20 protein-coding genes and 1 pseudogene are annotated in these 16,614 nt (G+C 48.2%); 10 read left to right on the forward strand and 11 right to left on the reverse strand.

Going from position 1 to position 16,614, the window contains the following annotated elements:
- Positions 1 to 103 precede the first annotated feature (103 nt).
- Positions 104 to 793, reverse strand: coding sequence for a YafY family protein (locus EUZ85_RS23305; RefSeq protein WP_164887331.1), 690 nt, complete (start codon positions 791 to 793; stop codon positions 104 to 106).
- A gap of 371 nt (positions 794 to 1,164) precedes the next feature.
- Between EUZ85_RS23305 and EUZ85_RS23310 the strand changes: the two genes are divergently transcribed.
- Both EUZ85_RS23310 and EUZ85_RS23315 read left to right on the forward strand, forming a co-directional pair.
- The gene (locus EUZ85_RS23310) at positions 1,165 to 1,836 is read left to right on the forward strand and encodes a hypothetical protein (protein ID WP_127972439.1); all 672 of its coding nucleotides are present in this window, start codon (positions 1,165 to 1,167) and stop codon (positions 1,834 to 1,836) included.
- Positions 1,836 to 2,291, forward strand: a complete 456-nt coding sequence (locus EUZ85_RS23315) for a hypothetical protein (protein ID WP_127972441.1) — start codon at positions 1,836 to 1,838, stop codon at positions 2,289 to 2,291. The genes EUZ85_RS23310 and EUZ85_RS23315 overlap by 1 nt, the downstream gene beginning before the upstream one ends.
- A gap of 125 nt (positions 2,292 to 2,416) precedes the next feature.
- Here EUZ85_RS23315 and EUZ85_RS23320 read toward each other — a convergent pair whose 3' ends face one another.
- The 5 genes from EUZ85_RS23320 to EUZ85_RS31250 all read right to left on the reverse strand — a co-directional run bounded on the left by EUZ85_RS23320 (position 2,417) and on the right by EUZ85_RS31250 (position 5,598).
- A complete protein-coding gene (locus EUZ85_RS23320) occupies positions 2,417 to 2,731 on the reverse strand; it encodes a hypothetical protein (RefSeq protein ID WP_127972443.1) in 315 nt (104 codons plus the stop codon).
- A 63-nt stretch (positions 2,732 to 2,794) separates the two neighbouring features.
- On the reverse strand, positions 2,795 to 3,262 hold the full coding sequence (locus EUZ85_RS23325) for a hypothetical protein (protein WP_127972445.1): 468 nt from the start codon (positions 3,260 to 3,262) through the stop codon (positions 2,795 to 2,797).
- Positions 3,249 to 3,596 (reverse strand): hypothetical protein, encoded by a 348-nt coding sequence (locus tag EUZ85_RS23330; protein WP_241566838.1) that lies wholly within the window; start codon positions 3,594 to 3,596, stop codon positions 3,249 to 3,251. Before EUZ85_RS23330 ends, EUZ85_RS23325 begins: the two co-directional genes overlap by 14 nt.
- A gap of 375 nt (positions 3,597 to 3,971) precedes the next feature.
- Positions 3,972 to 5,141, reverse strand: a complete 1,170-nt coding sequence (locus EUZ85_RS23335; protein ID WP_127972449.1) for a glycoside hydrolase family 5 protein — start codon at positions 5,139 to 5,141, stop codon at positions 3,972 to 3,974.
- 286 nt (positions 5,142 to 5,427) lie between these two features.
- Positions 5,428 to 5,598, reverse strand: a complete 171-nt coding sequence (locus EUZ85_RS31250) for a hypothetical protein (RefSeq protein ID WP_164887332.1) — start codon at positions 5,596 to 5,598, stop codon at positions 5,428 to 5,430.
- Positions 5,599 to 5,799: 201 nt separating this feature from the next.
- On the opposite strand from EUZ85_RS31250, the gene EUZ85_RS31255 reads away from it, so the two are divergent.
- The 3 genes and pseudogenes from EUZ85_RS31255 to EUZ85_RS32065 all read left to right on the forward strand — a co-directional run bounded on the left by EUZ85_RS31255 (position 5,800) and on the right by EUZ85_RS32065 (position 6,679).
- The gene (locus EUZ85_RS31255; RefSeq protein WP_164887333.1) at positions 5,800 to 5,940 is read left to right on the forward strand and encodes a hypothetical protein; all 141 of its coding nucleotides are present in this window, start codon (positions 5,800 to 5,802) and stop codon (positions 5,938 to 5,940) included.
- Positions 5,941 to 5,955: 15 nt separating this feature from the next.
- Positions 5,956 to 6,237 carry an N-acetyltransferase gene (locus EUZ85_RS23340; protein ID WP_127972452.1) on the forward strand — a complete coding sequence of 94 codons (282 nt, stop codon included), beginning with the start codon at positions 5,956 to 5,958 and terminating at the stop codon, positions 6,235 to 6,237.
- Positions 6,238 to 6,269: 32 nt separating this feature from the next.
- A pseudogene (locus EUZ85_RS32065) lies at positions 6,270 to 6,679 on the forward strand (hypothetical protein).
- Here EUZ85_RS32065 and EUZ85_RS31260 read toward each other — a convergent pair.
- The 4 genes from EUZ85_RS31260 to EUZ85_RS23360 form a co-directional block, all read right to left on the reverse strand.
- Positions 6,641 to 6,793 (reverse strand): hypothetical protein, encoded by a 153-nt coding sequence (locus EUZ85_RS31260; RefSeq protein WP_164887158.1) that lies wholly within the window; start codon positions 6,791 to 6,793, stop codon positions 6,641 to 6,643. The pseudogene EUZ85_RS32065 and the gene EUZ85_RS31260 overlap by 39 nt on opposite strands.
- A 147-nt stretch (positions 6,794 to 6,940) precedes the next feature.
- Positions 6,941 to 7,405 carry a hypothetical protein gene (locus EUZ85_RS23350; protein ID WP_127972456.1) on the reverse strand — a complete coding sequence of 155 codons (465 nt, stop codon included), beginning with the start codon at positions 7,403 to 7,405 and terminating at the stop codon, positions 6,941 to 6,943.
- 598 nt (positions 7,406 to 8,003) lie between these two features.
- Complete coding sequence (locus EUZ85_RS23355; protein WP_127972458.1) at positions 8,004 to 8,282, reverse strand: hypothetical protein; 279 nt, start codon at positions 8,280 to 8,282, stop codon at positions 8,004 to 8,006.
- A 577-nt stretch (positions 8,283 to 8,859) separates the two neighbouring features.
- On the reverse strand, positions 8,860 to 9,108 hold the full coding sequence (locus EUZ85_RS23360) for a hypothetical protein (protein ID WP_127972460.1): 249 nt from the start codon (positions 9,106 to 9,108) through the stop codon (positions 8,860 to 8,862).
- Positions 9,109 to 9,295: 187 nt separating this feature from the next.
- Here EUZ85_RS23360 and EUZ85_RS23365 point away from each other — a divergent pair, with 187 nt between their 5' ends.
- The 5 genes from EUZ85_RS23365 to EUZ85_RS23385 all read left to right on the forward strand — a co-directional run bounded on the left by EUZ85_RS23365 (position 9,296) and on the right by EUZ85_RS23385 (position 13,227).
- Positions 9,296 to 9,871 (forward strand): DNA-binding transcriptional regulator, encoded by a 576-nt coding sequence (locus EUZ85_RS23365; RefSeq protein WP_241566840.1) that lies wholly within the window; start codon positions 9,296 to 9,298, stop codon positions 9,869 to 9,871.
- A gap of 15 nt (positions 9,872 to 9,886) precedes the next feature.
- Positions 9,887 to 10,465: a DUF6036 family nucleotidyltransferase gene (locus EUZ85_RS23370; protein WP_127972464.1), complete on the forward strand. Its 579-nt coding sequence runs from the start codon at positions 9,887 to 9,889 to the stop codon at positions 10,463 to 10,465.
- 425 nt (positions 10,466 to 10,890) lie between these two features.
- The gene (locus EUZ85_RS23375) at positions 10,891 to 11,799 is read left to right on the forward strand and encodes an Fpg/Nei family DNA glycosylase (protein ID WP_127972466.1); all 909 of its coding nucleotides are present in this window, start codon (positions 10,891 to 10,893) and stop codon (positions 11,797 to 11,799) included.
- Between the two features lie 139 nt (positions 11,800 to 11,938).
- On the forward strand, positions 11,939 to 12,772 hold the full coding sequence (locus EUZ85_RS23380) for a hypothetical protein (RefSeq protein WP_129498764.1): 834 nt from the start codon (positions 11,939 to 11,941) through the stop codon (positions 12,770 to 12,772).
- Positions 12,736 to 13,227 (forward strand): hypothetical protein, encoded by a 492-nt coding sequence (locus EUZ85_RS23385; protein WP_129498765.1) that lies wholly within the window; start codon positions 12,736 to 12,738, stop codon positions 13,225 to 13,227. The genes EUZ85_RS23380 and EUZ85_RS23385 overlap by 37 nt, the downstream gene beginning before the upstream one ends.
- A gap of 38 nt (positions 13,228 to 13,265) precedes the next feature.
- Here EUZ85_RS23385 and EUZ85_RS23390 read toward each other — a convergent pair whose 3' ends face one another.
- The gene (locus EUZ85_RS23390; RefSeq protein WP_127972470.1) at positions 13,266 to 16,265 is read right to left on the reverse strand and encodes an EAL domain-containing protein; all 3,000 of its coding nucleotides are present in this window, start codon (positions 16,263 to 16,265) and stop codon (positions 13,266 to 13,268) included.
- Positions 16,266 to 16,614 lie beyond the last annotated feature (349 nt).

A 16,614-nucleotide genomic window follows, 5' to 3' on the forward strand; every position in this document is an offset into this window, starting at 1 on the left:
CTGAATCCCGTTATTGGTCGAAGCGGAAGCGCCTGTCTGGCGCCCATCGCTTCGTTGGGGAACATCTTAGGCAAGCATACTGCCAGTTTCTGGCAGTAGTGTTTTATTGCGGCTCCACGCCTTTGAATTCACGCCATTCCTTCAACAAATCATGACGACGCCGGGGAATTCGGGCTTCCAGGCTGTGGAGTTCTCCAATTCGGTCTGTGCGAAAATGGCGGAACCCTTTACGCAGTTCACACCACGCCACCACCACCCGGATGGTGTCGAAAAAGCCGACAGCGAAAGGCCAGATGATCCGCGTGGACGAGTTACCTTCGCTGTCGCCGTATGCGATACACAATTTGCGCTCGGCCCGAATCGCCGTCCGCACTCTTTCCAGTATGCTGTCGTCCTCGGGTTGGGTCGCTGCGGGCCCAATCAACAACGTGGATGTCTCCAGCTCCTGACGCAATTCGGCGGGAATCACCGCCGCAATTTTTGCAATCACATTACGGGCGGCCTCCCCCAGCTTCGCATCGCCCCGCCGGGACACCCACCTGGACCCCAACACCAAAGCCTCAATCTCTTCATCGGAGAACATCAAAGGCGGCAACATAAAGCCAGGACGCAACAAATATCCCACACCCGGCTCCCCCTCAATATGCGCGCCCTGGGCCTGCAACGAAGCAATGTCGCGATACAACGTGCGAATACTGACGCCCAACTCAGACGCCAACTGCTTACCGCTCACCGGATAACGGTAGCGACGCAGAGTCTGCATGAGCTCAAGCAAACGTTCAGCTCGTGACAATTTTGGTGTTCCTGAATGGTGAATCTGAAAGCATGAAGCACATACTGCCATAAACTGGCAGCTTGTGCTTAGGAGAGAAGATGTTTAAGGAGGGCTATTTGGCGTTGTTGTAGCGCGCAATTTCTTCGTTATCCCATATAGACTATTCGATTACTGTGCAGCCAACAGTACACTATCCACCGCCAGTAAACAGTGGCTCTCATTTTATAACCTCAAAAAGAAGTTTAACCAAGGATGATTATTTTCAAAGTTCTGAAATCCCCTCATCTAATAGCTCAGCTTCGTCAATGCAGAAAGTTTCTAGCGAGCGATGAGTCTTGCTCACTTTGTTTAACTAAAATCATCACTAACCACAATTTCCAAGAGTATGTATGATTCCAAAGTCTGGAGTAGCACTAGGAGCTTTCCCTAAAGTAGAGTTTTTTATAGGTGGAGGGGGCGACAAAGGTGATTGGATTACAAACGTGACTAGAGCAACAGGAATTATGGGAGACGTAAGGGATTATCGCGAAGGCTCCTCTTCGGGTATCACCTGCTATTATTACGGTCACGAGGATCAGGACCTAGTTCTCTCTATGATAAAAGGGAATTGGCGTTCAGGAGCCTTTAAAAGCATTAGACTGACCGGCCACAGTTGGGGCGGACAAGTAGTAATGGATCTCACACAAGATCTATTTCACGCAAGTATTCCAGTCGATGAACTGATTACTTTAGACCCGGTCTCGATGTTTCCATTTAGCAAAGTCATTGCTGGAAAGTGGGTCAATGTCTACTGTAAACAGTCAATTATGGATAACACTATTGGCGCTGTCCCGGTAATCGGAAATGCTGTGAGCGCCTTAACCAGCTGGGTTGGCCAAGCAGGAGAAGACACAAACAGCAGTGACTATATAGCTAATGTTGGAGGCCAATTAGGCAGTGAGAACGGAGCCCATAATATAGAAATGAATGTAACTCATGCGGATGCTATGCATATGTACAAAAAAGCAAGAGCAGAAATGACAAACGCACCATTAAATCCTAAAGCAATAGGAATAAGATAATGAGACTACTTTTACTGCTTTCTCTCTCCACTTTCTTGTTAGGTTGCGCCACTGAAAAGCTTCATTTAAGTAACGCCAAACTGTTCCCAGTAGAAGTCATAGGCACAAAAGAGTACTCCGAAGGTGACCCGTATCTATTTACAGGTACATATCTGGCATTGAAGTTTGACTCTGACACACCTATAGACATAGAAGATTTCCTCAATCAATTCAGAGCATCTGTAATAAAAGACGACGACGAAATTGAATTTTCGAATGGCATATTAGACGGTGGCGACCCTCACTATATGAGCTTTCACAAAGGCCTAATGTCTTTAGAAAAAACTGATTTTGACCGTATAGAGTTTCAGCTTAGGTACGATCCGATGCTGACTCCAGATTACACGAGCAATGTCATATCTTTTACAAAGGAAGAAGTATTAGAAGCGACAAGAAAACCAGTTATAGAGTATTAAGCAACTCTCAAATAGTAAGAATATCCAACTCAATAACAAAGTTAACGCCCTGAAAGAAGCGCAGGTATAACTCGACTTTGTGCGTCCCACTTAGCAAAAATGACGAAGTGTACTTGACTACTTTGTTAGATCTTTGATGCTAATTGCGCATAAATTGGAATCATAATCCAGAAGCCGCCGAAGACACCGTTTTTTAACAACGAACCATGTGCGTATTTCGAGCTTGAGCCCAAATACGCCGCAAAGAGCAAAACAATAGCAGCCAAGAACAAAACCCAAAACATACTTAGCCACATGCCGATACCGAGAATGGATATGCAGAAAATGCTGCCGAAGAAAAACCATTTTGATTCGGACTTTTTATTGGTGCGTAAACAGGTATACCAATACAACCCTGTATAGAGAAACAAAGCTACTACAGATAGGATGATAGTTTCCATTGGAAGGCGCATCACGTCTGGCTCAACGGTGGAGTCGCAAAACTCACTGGCTTATCCAGGGTTTTACTCGACCCGGCAAAAGTACTCATAGAATTTCCACCTATCGACCTCGATTGAGTAACAATCACCATCCAGGGTAATAATCCGAATTGAATTCTCAGGTGCGACGTCTCCTGGGTACTCCATACTAAATTGCTTATCAGAAACCTTATGAATTACGTGAGGAATGAGTTCAAGATTTTCTGGCTTTTCGTCAACAAAATACGCTATAGATTCGTTTTCCCTGGATACCACTATCAATTTCCCGAAGAATCCACTTCTAAAGAACGCGCGAGTTTTTTCCGGAATTCCAGGTGCGGCCTCCATGCTACGCAGCGTCATCTCCTCGTTTGATTGCCATGTTCCTACTAGATCGCTAACTTCGTAGGCTGCCGCCAGCGGAGAAAAAATAATACATGGAACTAGAATTGCTCTCTGCATGATTTTACTCATAACTCTTAAATCAACCGAAGCCCCATCAGTTTTCTGCATTGACTTTCCACGAGGCTATTGGCCCCTTCCTCAAACTCCGGCCAATAATCATTGCAACGCCAATTGTTATCACTGTAACTGGAAAATCGATAACCCATAATGGAGAAACAAACCACTCCCCCATTAATATGGAAGTAATGATAACGCCAAGTAGGTCACTTATCGAAACTGCCGCTATCAAATGAAAAATCGTATAGCGAACTTGGACTTTAGCGTAGTAGGAAAGCACCAGCAAACACACCAAATTTATCGGTAGATATTGATAGAATAAAAAGTCCAACGAAGACTGGCTTGCCAAATCCTCCCCCCAAAGCACTGTGTAAGCCGCGGACATTGAGACACCCACTACAAAGAGAATCAACGAATATTTAAGAATACTAAGAAAGTTCAAGGTGACTCCCGCCACATAACGTTTATATATCGCGCATACGCGCCTTTTGATTTCAAGGCGCTAAAGATACCTTCTCCGGGCTACTGATTCCAGCGTACGGCAGGCCAGACGTTCACGGCTTTATATTCATGAAAAGCCGTGCGGTCGTTTGGCCGAGGTATTCACTGAAGTTAGAGCGGATAGAGGTCTTGTGGCGAAATCGATTCGGAATAACGACCTCTATGACCGCATCTCGAACAATACAACGACGTTCGGAGGCGCCTGAAGGAAACTGAACCATGCAGACTCCTTCAGGCGTTTGTAGGCGAGAAAGGCGTTCTATAGACGCTTGCGAATGATGTCAAAGAGCGCGCTGGATTCGCGCTTTATAGGATCGGGTTCACCCTTCTCCATGGCGTCCCAGTATTTCCAGTTCACCTTCTTCGTTCCGAGTTCGTAATCCATCTGATCCCAGCTGTCCTCCCGAAACGCATAGAAAGCCCAATGCAGATTAAGGCTGTCAGCGGCTTCCAGAACATCCTTCAGATATTCGCCACAACCAGGAATCGTTCTGGCGCAGCCAAACTCTCCCATCACCATCCGATTTACCGGGATTCCCGACTTTTTCGCCCAATTTATAGGCTGGGAAATATAGGCGGCTACTTGCTGCGGTCCCCATTGCATCGTTTTCTCCCCAAATGGAATATCGCCAGGATACACATAGCGCTTCTCTCTATTAATGTTGGGAGAGCTGGTAAAGTCATAAGGCTCATACATATGGAAGGAATAAAGAATATTTGAATCTTCAAGCCCGGATGGCCAATAGAAAAAAGCATCCGCAGCAGCGTACCAGCCGGCATCCAGCATCACCGGCACGTTTTGATCAACCTGTCGTATTGTTTTGACCAATGATTGATAGAACAAGCGCAGGTCGCATGAGCTTCCCTGAATCTTCTTATACCACTGCGCCATGGCGTCAGAATCGGCATGCTCTTTCAGGTCGCTATTACGTTCCGGGGCGGGTTCGTTGACGAGGTTAAAAGCTGCAATAGCCGGATGCCCTTTCAACGCTGTCGCGAGATCTTTCCAGAAGCGATTGGCGTCGTTCCAATGTTTTTTGTCCGACCAGATCCGGTCATCAAAAACATCATTATTGTTCTGTGACCAGCGCATATTGGGTAAAGACAATGGTGCAATGACCACTTTTAGATTCGCCTTGTGCGCCCGGTCCAGCACCAACTTTAATTGCGCCAAATCCGCCTCGTTCAGCGATTGGTAGTGATCCGCATCGCCAATCAGAAAATCCCGGCCTTCTGAAGGCCACTTGTCATACGCCAACCTGACCCAGGTCGCGCCATAAGCAGAGAGAGCGTCAAAGTATTCCTGAGTCGGAGGAAGCCGGTTAAAGCTGTTTGCGCCATGCTGTGGGGAATCCCAGAAATTCGCCGTTTCAGCTCGGGTGAAACAGGAAAGTAGAATGAGTGAAATAAATACAACGTGTCGAAGCACCAATTAAAATCTCCATGTTTTTAAAATAGGGCGACAATAAAAGGTGAAAGATAGGTGAATTCCCCTCATTTAAATATCGGTATTTCTGCTGCGTATTGGCGAAAATTTATCAGGATTTACTCATATTTATTAACTGTCAGCAATATATGCGAACTGGAGGGAAAATTGAAACACAATGTCATCTTTGTCGAATCAGAAATGCTTGTCAGGGTATTACTGGAGAAGATCTGGCGGAATGACTTTCGTTGGCAATGCTTTATGACTTCTCTCTATCAAGCCCAACCGTTTATTTGTCGCTATTTTTTCCAAATTTAGGCTTTCCAACCTTCGCAAGCAAACCGACAATTGTTATCACAAGCATCGCAACGAAAGTGTATTGCCCTAATACCTGAAAGATCCCCCATGCTATAGCCGCCGCCACTAGACAACCCACCAGGAATAATAGATTTTTCGCCATTATGCATACCTTTCTGATTAAACTTTCGCCATTACAGAAATACTATACCATGAGGATTCCAAAGGCTGGCGCTATCGACGTTAAAAAAGTAGAGCGCCTACGCTTGAGAGTATAATCTTCAGAGGTCGAACAGCCATTTTATGATAAGATCGGAAACTATAGAATATAAAAGATCAATTAAGTAACTAAGACAGATATGGGATGGATTATTCAGAAGAGACTGCAACTCCTCATGACAGAGCAGAACTAACCGCCATTTATGCGAAGTCACTCAAAGAAAGCTTAACAGCTATAAACCGTTTCAATCCAGAAAAATTAAACCAACAATTCCTAGAATATTAGGATGAGTTTTGTTTTATAAAAATACTAATAAAAAATGAAATAGTTGGCTTATATAGCACTAAAAACATGCCCGACCACATCTGGCTAGTTCACTTATATATTGATCCTAAATACCAGTCAATGGGCATTGGGACCAATATCCTGAACAACATCATTCGAGAAGCTAAAGCAAAGATGCTTCCTGTGCGATTAACCACAATAGAAAAGAGCCCTGCCAATAATTTTTACATCAAAAATGGCTTTAAGCTGGATTATGCGGAAGACACCAATAATCACTACATCTATGAAGACTTATAGACCGTAGACGCCGCACTCCCAAGAAACAGATCATTTGCGGCTATTCCTTTGGTAAACGCATTACCTGTTTTCAGAACATGCGGGAGACCGTATGCAAGTACGCCGCTCGGGCCACCGAAAAGCTCCGAGAGAAGCAGCGGGTCTCCTTCATTACCATGTTTATCCAAACCGGCATACTGAACCGCGCTACACCAATACAGCAACCGTAAACCCGCCTTTTCCTTCTGACGATACCCGCGATTTTATTGAACTTGCCAGGGTGTTACTGGAGGGGATTCGGCGGGATGGTTACCGCTATTTGAAGGCCGGAATAATGCTTTGTAACTTCTCTCCTCCTAGGGTTTGTCAGCGTCATCTATTTGAAGAAGACGAAGGGAGGTGCGGTAGTGAGGAGCTTATGGAGTCATTGGAAAGCTGGCTGGAGAGCTGTTTGACTTGCTAGACTTTCCCTTAAATACGCTGCTTCTGGCGCCAAAAAATCTTTTCCAGAATTAAGGCTCAAAAGAGAAGCGTTACCCCATTGAGCCATATATTCATTTGTCGTCACTTTTTCCAAATTTTGGCTTTCCGACCCTGGAGAGCAACAGAGCAACAGCGATCACAGTCATAAGAATAAAAGTGTATTGCCCCAGCAGTTGAAACACTCCCCATGTCGCGGCAAATATAGCTATGCATGCCAATAAAAACAGCAGATTTTTAAACATTACGCGTACTCAAAACTGGCGGGTGAAGCTTTCGCTAGTACAGCAAAGCTATACCTGTGTGGATTACGCGTGTCAAATATTTGCGGATTGTGAAGATAAAAAGATTTCCAGCCAGGAAACTGTAAGTCATGCTCTTCAATGAATGCGAACATATCAGCGATTCGAGAGCCGCAACTCAGAGACCGACCTGATGCAACAGCAATACTACCCACAACCGCCCCCGCATAACCAGCAGCGCCCAATGCAGCAGCAACTCCAAGCGCCTCAAGGCCTGTAGTGGCGCCAATGATCTCAGCCATGGTTGCCTGGGAGCCTAGCGTTTTGAATGTTCCCAATATTAGTGAAGCATTCGCAATAGCAGCATTGTAAGTACCAAACAGAGAGTCAGGTGCGGGCATCCCAAGGGCATTCATATTTTCCTTGAAATACTTGTAAAAATCCCCTGACTTATAACACTGCCCCATTGCCTGCTTCTCCTGTTCTGAATTGCGTTTTAGATAAAGCTCGTAATTAGCCGTCGTTACTGACGCGGGATGCTCCTAATTCTGAAACACCAAAAACGACATGCATGCTTAAAGCAGAACAGCGAGTAATAAGACCAATCCGTACTATTGATTTCGCCGGTGTTTAATCCCTAAAACTTCATGTGTGAGCGAGTGTTATCTATACCACTCAGCAGAAGTGCAACGCGCCATAGGAACTTCCAGGCTCGTTAACGCGGGAATGTAAATTGCCTTGGTTAGTAGCAAATGCATGCCTTGTCGACTAAAAAGCTAACAAACGAGCCTCGTGACCTCAATCAGTCATGACTCCTAGGCCCTGGGAAATAGTGCGGGTCAAATACAAGAATTAGCTTTTCACTTTAGGCTGAGCCGGAAAATCCTCCAAAGGTGAACCCTACTACTCCAATGCAGCAACCGGAAACCCGCCTTTTCCTTCTGACGATACCCGCAATTTTATAGAGCTTGCCAGGGTGTTACTGGAGGGGATTCGGCGGGATGGTTACCGCTATTAGAAGACAGGAGTATTGCCTTGTGACTTCTCCGCCACCCAAAGAGCCAGTTAATCAACCCGGAAACCGCGTGCCTTGGCTCTTTTGATTTGCTCTTCCGTCAAAGGCGGCTCGTCATCCGATTTCCAAAAGTATGGAAGCTTTTTCGCTACTTCATTCAAGGGAATAAATCCTTTGATTTTGTCATCCGGAGATATGCTGGCCCATCCCTCAATCGGACTCCAGTAGGAGGCGGATATTGTAGCCATTCCGTATGTTTCAACCGCAATGATATACACTCCCTGCTCTTTCGGGGTATCACCTACAGTCCACTGAATATCTTCAAACATGAGACTCTCCATCAATATTTCAGCCTGCACTTTTCCGCTTCATATGCATATTCCCATGGCTTCGTGGTTTCCCTTTCAAGAAACTCATGCGCCTCCTCCCAAACCATAGTAATGAGAAAACAGTGATTATCAAGAGTGGCCCTCCGGGATTAATCGGCACAGAAGAATGAATCATAGGAAGGTTTCTCCTGCTTATATTACTCAAGCATCTGATATTCCAGAGGCTATCTAGTTAAAACAACAATCGTCCGTATGGAGATACAAAGAAATACGATTATTAGTAGAAAACAAAGCCAATAACGGAAGGGCCTTTGCCTTCTTTTAAAGGCGGCAGAAAAAAAGTATGCCTTCCCAGATTTATGGGTAGAGTAAAGATCATAAAGAGAAACGAAAAAAACAACTACTGCTGCAGGAATATAAGCCATAGCCACTGAAGCGCTGCCCATATTCACCGTCCCAAAGGCTACATTATAAGAAACGACAAAAGCGATATTGGCTGTAAGCAGCGGTCTTAGCATAGTTTCAAGCTTGCATTCAGATTAGGGCTTATTGGCATATTAGGCGATTATAACCAAGTCTACTCATAGCTCCACGACTCTGGGGATTGCTGTAGCTCATACTGATAGCAGGCCACATAGTGTCGAAGTCCTCTATCGCCATCATAAAACTGGAGGACTTTCATGATCCCCTCTTTTATTTCCAGCTCATATCCATCATCAAGATCGTCAACAGGGAGCAGCTTTGTTGCTTGTTCGAAGTTACATTGGATCTTATGCCCCGCCCACTTAATTAAAAACCCTTCGCCAGCCTGTCCCCAAGCTGGCATTTTCTTGTCGTTCCACTCAGTAGAATTGGCCTGAAATATTTAAGCTATAGTTTTGAGCAATTCCTTAACTCATTAATTAAACCAGCTTTTTATTAATCCTGTTATGGCTATACAGCTAAAGTGTTTTCGTTTGTACGTCATTGACGTACAATGTGCCAAAACTCAGTTTAATCTGCTGGAGAGGCAAATGATGAATAGTGAAATTAGCGGAGCGAGGCTAAAAGCCGGTCTATCTCAAAGAGACTTTGCTAAGGCGTTGCAAATTTCTGTTAGGACATTGCAGGAGTGGGAGCAAAATCGGAGGTCACCTTCCGGCTCTGCAAAAGCTTTAGTCAAAATCGCTATCAAACATCCTGAAATTATTCGGGAAAGCTTCGAAGCTCAGAATGCATCCCAAAAAAGAGCCACTCAAGTGCTTGATAAGATGAAGGATTATCTACTGTCTGGTGATGAAATTTCTTTCTCTGATTTAGTTCTCGATTGGTATAGGGAAGGACTGGAATGTGATGTCGTCCCAAAACCGGTAGAGTCGGACAAATTAAGCCTAGCTATCAAAGCAAGTATATTGGAGCGGCTTGTAGAGGTACTAAACGCCCCACCTCATAACAGCTCTCAAAAAATACCCTCATGGTGTAAAGAAATTGGTGCAGTAGAAAGTATTGTGAAGCTTCAAAGCGATAGGCTTTTAGAGGATGAGCAATTTTGTCCGCCATTCGAAAAAAGAAATTTATTGGTAGCAAAGAATTTCATGTTTTTTATTTAACCGAGGAATCTTATTTTGAAAAAATATTACGACCCAGGTAACGGCACTCTTTCTAAAGAAGTTATCGAGAAAGCACTATCACGACTCGCCCAACTATTAAAAGAACGAAATCGCCGAGTAGAGCTAGTAGCCGCTGGTGGAGTGATTAGTGTTCTGATGTTTGGGAGCAGACGTATGACACGAGATATCGATGTCATCATTCCTCCCAAAGATAAAGAAATTATTAGTGAATTAGTGGACCAAGTCGCAGAAGAGCAAAAGCTTCCAAAGGGGCAGCACGCTTGGCTTAATGACGGTGTATCCTTTTTTGGATTACAAACCAAGAGCAATAAACAAATTTTCATGCACCCAAATTTAGTTGTATATACTGCGAGCTGGTATGAACTATTGGGAATGAAGCTTAGTGGAGCGTGGCGTCGGGACGCGGATTATCATGATGCCGTCCATATATTACGCCAGATTGGGAACAACAACAAAAGTCAAACTCTTGTCATGTCCATGAAGTATAGAAATTTTTCGCCATATGTTGATGACGATACATTCACTAAGCGATTCAACCGCACTTGGAGCGATGCATTTGATGATTTTGACTAATGGGCATATAGTTCCTGGCTTCCCTGCAGCTGGGATATTTCGGCTTTGCAACAAAAGTCCGCCTCCCTATAGTCAAAAAAATACATAGTAGCCTGTTAGAGTCAGGTTGTTGTAAATAGTTGTATAAATTAAATGTTACATTAACAACTGCTGAAATAGCCCCTGCCTTTAATAAGTTACTTGAGTCCCAGGAGCCATTGTTGAGATATGACAATATAGCCATAATTGTTCCAGAAATTAAGCGATTTCATCGACTAATCGTCTCACCGCCCGACCTCAATCAATTAATTTTCAATAACTTGGGCAGGCGTCCACACCAACCAGTCCATGATTGGCTATTCCAACATCCCCCAATAAGCAGCCAGCTTTTCCACAACCCATATGCTTTACACATATAATCCCCCTAACAAACAGGAGGATGCGTGATGCCTGAATATCCTGACATTACTGTGTATATCGATGCGTTGGAGCGGCGGGTTCTTGGGCGGGTGTTGGAGTCGGTGGAGTTGCATAGTTATTTTCTGTTGCGGACGGCGGAGCCGCCTTTGGAGGCGGTAGTTGGCGCGCGAGTGACGCAGTTGCGGCGGATTGGTAAGCGTATCGCCATTGGCTTTGATAATGATGTTTGGATGGTGTTTCACCTGATGATCGTGGGGCGGTTGCATTGGCGCGACGCGGGTAAGAAAGCGCCGGGGAAAAATGCGTTGATTAGCTTGCAGTTCCCTAATGGCGTTCTGTTTTTGACGGAAGCGGGAACGAAGAAGCGCGCTTCGCTGCATCTTGTCGGAGAGGAAACAGGATTAGCGCAGATCAATCCGGGCGGTCTGGAGATATTGGAGTCCGACCTCCACGCGTTTCAACAGGCATTGACCCACAATAACCACACCTTAAAAAGAGCGCTCACCGATCCGCATATTTTCAGCGGCGTCGGCAGCGCCTATTCCGATGAAATTCTGCATGCGGCCCGACTTTCTCCCATTGCGCACACTCAAAAGCTGAGTCCAGAAGAAATTGAGCGGCTGTATCAGGCGTGCCGCACTAGTTTGACCACTTGGACGCAGCGTTTGCGCGACCAGTATGGCGACGCCTTTCCAGAAAAAGTCACCGCCTTTCGCGAAGACATGGCGGTGCATGGTCGTTACAACCTTCCCTGCCCGGTCTGTGGCGGCGCCGTACAGCGCATTCGCTATGCGACCAACGAGACCAACTATTGCCCCAATTGCCAGACGGAAGGACGCTTACTCGCGGATCGGGCGTTGTCCCGTCTGTTGAAAAAAGACTGGCCAAGAAGCGTTGAGGACCTGGAGAAAATTCGCGGCAAAAACGATCACTGAATAAAGCCGCCATGGCCGCCAATCGGTCGTTGGGGTCATTGCCAAAACTTCTCGGTCGGCTAAACTTTCGGCATGGATTCACCATTAACCAGGCTTCGCCCGTCTCCGCAGGGCAATGACCCAATAACAAGGACTCAGTATGCTGCAAGACCAGTTCGCGCCCAATTGGACGCTAACCCCTACATCCGGACTGCAAATCAACACCACCGCCATTTCCGCCAACGGCGCGCAACTTATCACCGGCACTTCCTCCGAATATGGAGAAAGTAGCGATTTCGCCATTTACAGCTACGCCACCGACGGCTCTGCGCCGTCATTGCAATGGAGCGATCCGCTGGGCGACAACGTCACCCAGGGCGTGTTCTGGGTCGCAGTGTCGGGCAACGGTGGATATGCCGCCGCCGGCGGACAATACGGCAGCGGCAATGGCTTTTTACGTACTTACAACATTGGGGTCGGCGTCTCCAGCCGCCAGGAATTCAGCGTAGACAGCCGCATTAATGAAGTGGAAAGCAGTTACGACGGCTCCACCATTATCGCCGTGGAAGGCGCCAACGCCTTGCTGCTGACGCTCAACGGACAAAGTTATACCGACTCCCAAACCAACGTCAGCGAGTCCTACTTGCGCAGTTGCGGCGTCTGCAACACGGGTGAAATCGTGGTGGTGGGCGGCGAATTGGACAGCTATTCGGAAAGCGTGGAATTCGCCCGTGGACGCAAGCCGGCGAAACGGGCGGAGGTCAGCTCCACCGGGCTGGTGATCCTCTATGCCAATCAAAGTGGAACCCTGGTGGAGTACGGCCGCTTTCATACCGCCACCGGCGTTCTGCGCGTCGTCATCAGCGCTGACGGCGGCTACTTCGCCGCCTCCACCAAGAATGGCTACGTCTATCTGTTCGCCAAGCCGGACAGCCCGGTCAGCGGCCTCACGCCATTATGGTCCTACACGCCTTCCGACCAGTCTCTGGACTGACTTACGCCCTGGCCATCGCCAATGTCAGCGGACAGGTTTATGTCGGCGCCGGCGGCAACTACGATGGCTCCGGCGCGACCAAAGCCGCCTCTGACAGCCCCGGCTTCGGTTTCGCCTATATGCTGAAGAACGCTGGCGATTCCGGTGATTATTACCCGCAACGCCTGTGGATCAATCAACTGGAGTATTGCCCCAACCCCGGCATGAATATGGACGCCAACGCGCAGTATGTTACCTCCGCCGACGGCGAGCCCATCTTCAGCGACAGCAACTCATCGCCGCAGGAAGAAACGCCCGGCAACTTCTATCTGTTTAACGCACAAACCGGCGAGCTGTACTGGAAATACGCCACCTCACTGATGAACTGGCCCATGTCCATCAACGCCGAAGGCACCGCCGTGTTCGCCGGCAGCGATGACGGCAGCGTGTATTACTGGGGCAGCCCGGCGCTCTGATTGTTTGAGTAAGCTTGAGTAAGGAAGATAAGACAAGCTCAGGGAGTGAGCTTCACCACATTGGGAGCGCTGAATTTCCCGATGATTTCATGCAGGTCGCCAGCTTTGGCGAAGTAGAACCCCTGGGCGAGAAAGCACTGATTTTCCTTGAGGAATTTCACCTGTTCGGCGTCTTCCACGCCCACCGCCACCACCTTCAGCTTTAAGTTATGCGCCATGGAAATCATCGCTTTGACGATTTCCGCATCGTCGCCTTTCCGCAGCATGTTATGAATAAACGACTTGTCGATCTTGATGCAGTCGATCGGCAGTTGCTTGAGGTTACTCATGGAAGAGTAACCCGCGCCGAAATCATCCACGGTGATGCCAAAGCCAAGCCTATTCAGATCGTTAATGCTGCGGTTGCTTTGCTCCAGCTCCTCAATGATGGTGGATTCCGTCAGCTCCAGTTGAATATTGCAGGGTTCATTGCGGTGGGCGGCGACAATGCGCCCGATATCCGCGATCAGCCCTTTGTCCCGCAACTGTCGCGCTGATACATTGATCGCCACGCCGACATCGGCGAACCCCATTTTACGCAACTCCTGCGTGGCGGAGATGACTTCGCTGATCACCCATTTCCCCAGCTCCACAATGAGTCCCGTCTCTTCCGCCAGAGGAATAAAGTGGTCGGGATAAATAACGCCCTGGCCGGGATGATTCCAGCGCAGCAGCGCCTCCAGTCCAACCAGCTTTTTGGTTTCCAGGTCAATCACCGGCTGATAGTCCAAGCGGAACTGCTTCTTGGACAGCCCCTGGATCATTTCCGCTTCCAGCGCCTGTTTCTTCTTGGCTTCTTCATTCATGGAATGAGAGAAAAACTGGATATCGTTGCGGCCATTGCGCTTGGCCTGATACATGGCGGTGTCCGCATTCTTCAACAACTCATCCAGCTCCACGCCATCGTCAGGCGCAATGCTGATGCCGATACTGGCGCCGACAAAATATTCTTTGCCCGCAAACTTGAACGGCTGGTTCAAGGTCCGGCGAATGCCCTGCGCCACGCGGCGGGCGTCCGCATGTCCCCGAATATCCGACAGGATCACGGTAAATTCATCGCCGCTGATGCGCGCCACCGTATCGTTCTTACGCACGTTCTGTTTGATACGCGCGGCCACGGTTTTCAGGACTTCGTCGCCAGCGTCATGGCCATAGTTATCGTTGATCTCCTTGAAGTGGTCGATGTCGATAAACATCAGAGCGATCATGGACTTGTCGCGCACCGCCCGGGTAATGGCGTTTTCCAGGCGCAGTTTGAACAGCAGGCGGCTCTCCAGGCCCGTCAGGTGGTCGTAAAACGCCAACTGCTCCATCTCATCCTTGCTCTTTTTCAGCAGAGTGATGTCTTCACAGGTCACCACATAATGGCTGACTTTTTCCGGCGCGGGACGGAAAACGCCATAGTTGCGCGCCGCCTGTTCATAAATAGGGAAAATGGAGATCTGCACCCAGTATTGATTGCGCGAGGCGTCGTAGCAGTGCAACTCATCGCGGACCATCGGCTCCGGCAACTCTCGGAAATTAATCTGATCAAGACGCGGAAAACAAACACGCTCCTCCAACGAGGAAATGTGCTTGTCGAACACCTGCATGCGATCGTAGCCGGACATCGCCAGAAACGCGTTATTCACGTAAACGATAACGCCATCCGCATTGGTGATGATGACGCCACTGCGGCTGCTCTCCACCGCTTTGGAAAGAAGGCGCAAGGACAGTTCGCGCTGCTCTCTTTCCGCTATCTCCAGCTTCAATTCCTGATTGGCCTGCGCCAGCGCCTCGGTTCTCTCCTCCACTCGGGCTTCCAGCGCATGGTTCAGCTTGTACAGCGCCTGCTCTTTCTCCATCAGGGTCTGCGTCTGTTCGTACAGCGCCTCATTGGCTTCACGCAGTTGATGAGTGTGCAGCTCTACCCGGTTTTTAAGCCGGTTGTTAAACGTCACCAACAAAAAGATGCCCACCGCCCCGGCGATCACCACCAGACCGCCAATCCACAGCGCCGTACGCAACACCAGTCTGGCGTCATTGCGGTCCGGCTCGAAGACAAATCCCTCCAGGTTGTAATCCCTGGGCGCCATCTCCAGGGCGGCGAAGGTGTCCGCGATATGCCCCCAACGACCCGGGTTCATATGCCCGATCTCCACCAGCTTGGGCACGATCAGATCGATGGTTTCCCGGGCTTCATACACTAGCTCGTCGTATTTTTTGCGGGAGTTGTATTTGCTTTGCAGCAAACGAATGATCTCTTCCGGATTCTCTACCGCATAACGCCAACCATCAATCGTGGCCTCGCGGAAACGCGCCACCTCTTCGGTATCGCTCATGGCATGATTTTCAGTCGTGAAAAGGGTGTCGCCGTAGAAATCAATGCCGTAACTGCGCGGGTCCATGATGTTATAAGCGATCTGCCGTTTCCGCAGCTGATACGGCAGATCAGTCACGTAGCCCACCATGGCGTCCACGCGGTGCTCCACCAGATCATTGATATTAAAAGATAACGGCATCTGTTTGATTTGCGAAAGCAGCACGCCTTCTTTGCGTAAGATGCCAATGGTATTGGCGCCGTATGGCCCATGGGGAAACATGACGCGCTTATCGATGAGATCCTGCGGACTGAGTATTTCCGACTCCGCCAGACTCACCAACACCAGAGGCGAATGCTGAATCAGCACCGCCACGGCGGTGACAGGCGCGCCCTGCAAGCGGTAAAGCAGCAGCTCGGAGTTGGCGACGCCGAAGTCCGCCCTGCCCTGCACCACTTCGTCGATAGGATTAATGTCCGGCGCCGCCTCACGCAGGGTCACGTCGAAGCCGGCTTTCTGATAGAAACCTTTTTCGACAGCGGCGTAAAAGCCGGCGAACTGGAATTGGTGCAGCCACTTCAACTGCACCACGACCGGAGTAAGCTCAGACTCCGCCGCCCCACTGATTCTCGTGATCAGGCAAAGAACCAGAAAGCATATCGTCCGGACACGGCCAATAGGAGAAGATGAGTTCGACATCTATGGCATTACCACCGGTTGTTTTCGGATGAAACGCAACGCCCGAAAAGCTGCTGTAACGCAACCCAATCACGGTTGACCGGAATTATCTCCTTAAGCTTAGTAGATAATGTTCCCGAGCATGCTGGATTTCCATATCTATGACACATTTTTTCACCTGCGGGGCGTAAATTTTACTTCCATGATCGCCCCCATACTGTTTCGGTCAGTTTGATTATTATCCCAACAGCAACAAAAGTCCGGTCTATATTTAAATTTCAGGCGAACTTTTTTCATTCAACTCCCACATGGAAAAGAAACGCCATTCCCTTTCCTTTGAAGCCGCCTGATCCGCAAAACAAAAAAGTAG

The organism is Hahella sp. KA22 (genome assembly GCF_004135205.1).
Taxonomy (GTDB): Bacteria; Pseudomonadota; Gammaproteobacteria; order Pseudomonadales; family Oleiphilaceae; genus Hahella.

Excerpts from the sequence above, each read along its gene's own strand:
- EUZ85_RS23310 (WP_127972439.1), top strand. The coding sequence starts at position 1,165 with ATGATTCCAAAGTCTGGAGTAGCACTAGGAGCTTTCCCTAAAGTAGAG.
- EUZ85_RS23315 (WP_127972441.1), top strand. The coding sequence starts at position 1,836 with ATGAGACTACTTTTACTGCTTTCTCTCTCCACTTTCTTGTTAGGTTGC.
- EUZ85_RS23320 (WP_127972443.1), bottom strand. The coding sequence starts at position 2,731 with ATGGAAACTATCATCCTATCTGTAGTAGCTTTGTTTCTCTATACAGGG.
- EUZ85_RS23325 (WP_127972445.1), bottom strand. The coding sequence starts at position 3,262 with ATGCAGAAAACTGATGGGGCTTCGGTTGATTTAAGAGTTATGAGTAAA.
- EUZ85_RS23330 (WP_241566838.1), bottom strand. The coding sequence starts at position 3,596 with ATGTCCGCGGCTTACACAGTGCTTTGGGGGGAGGATTTGGCAAGCCAG.
- EUZ85_RS31250 (WP_164887332.1), bottom strand. The coding sequence starts at position 5,598 with ATGGCGAAAAATCTATTATTCCTGGTGGGTTGTCTAGTGGCGGCGGCT.
- EUZ85_RS31255 (WP_164887333.1), top strand. The coding sequence starts at position 5,800 with ATGGATTATTCAGAAGAGACTGCAACTCCTCATGACAGAGCAGAACTA.
- EUZ85_RS23350 (WP_127972456.1), bottom strand. The coding sequence starts at position 7,405 with ATGGGGCAGTGTTATAAGTCAGGGGATTTTTACAAGTATTTCAAGGAA.
- EUZ85_RS23355 (WP_127972458.1), bottom strand. The coding sequence starts at position 8,282 with ATGTTTGAAGATATTCAGTGGACTGTAGGTGATACCCCGAAAGAGCAG.
- EUZ85_RS23360 (WP_127972460.1), bottom strand. The coding sequence starts at position 9,108 with ATGCCAGCTTGGGGACAGGCTGGCGAAGGGTTTTTAATTAAGTGGGCG.
- EUZ85_RS23365 (WP_241566840.1), top strand. The coding sequence starts at position 9,296 with ATGATGAATAGTGAAATTAGCGGAGCGAGGCTAAAAGCCGGTCTATCT.
- EUZ85_RS23375 (WP_127972466.1), top strand. The coding sequence starts at position 10,891 with ATGCCTGAATATCCTGACATTACTGTGTATATCGATGCGTTGGAGCGG.
- EUZ85_RS23380 (WP_129498764.1), top strand. The coding sequence starts at position 11,939 with ATGCTGCAAGACCAGTTCGCGCCCAATTGGACGCTAACCCCTACATCC.
- EUZ85_RS23385 (WP_129498765.1), top strand. The coding sequence starts at position 12,736 with ATGGTCCTACACGCCTTCCGACCAGTCTCTGGACTGACTTACGCCCTG.
- EUZ85_RS23390 (WP_127972470.1), bottom strand. The coding sequence starts at position 16,265 with ATGTCGAACTCATCTTCTCCTATTGGCCGTGTCCGGACGATATGCTTT.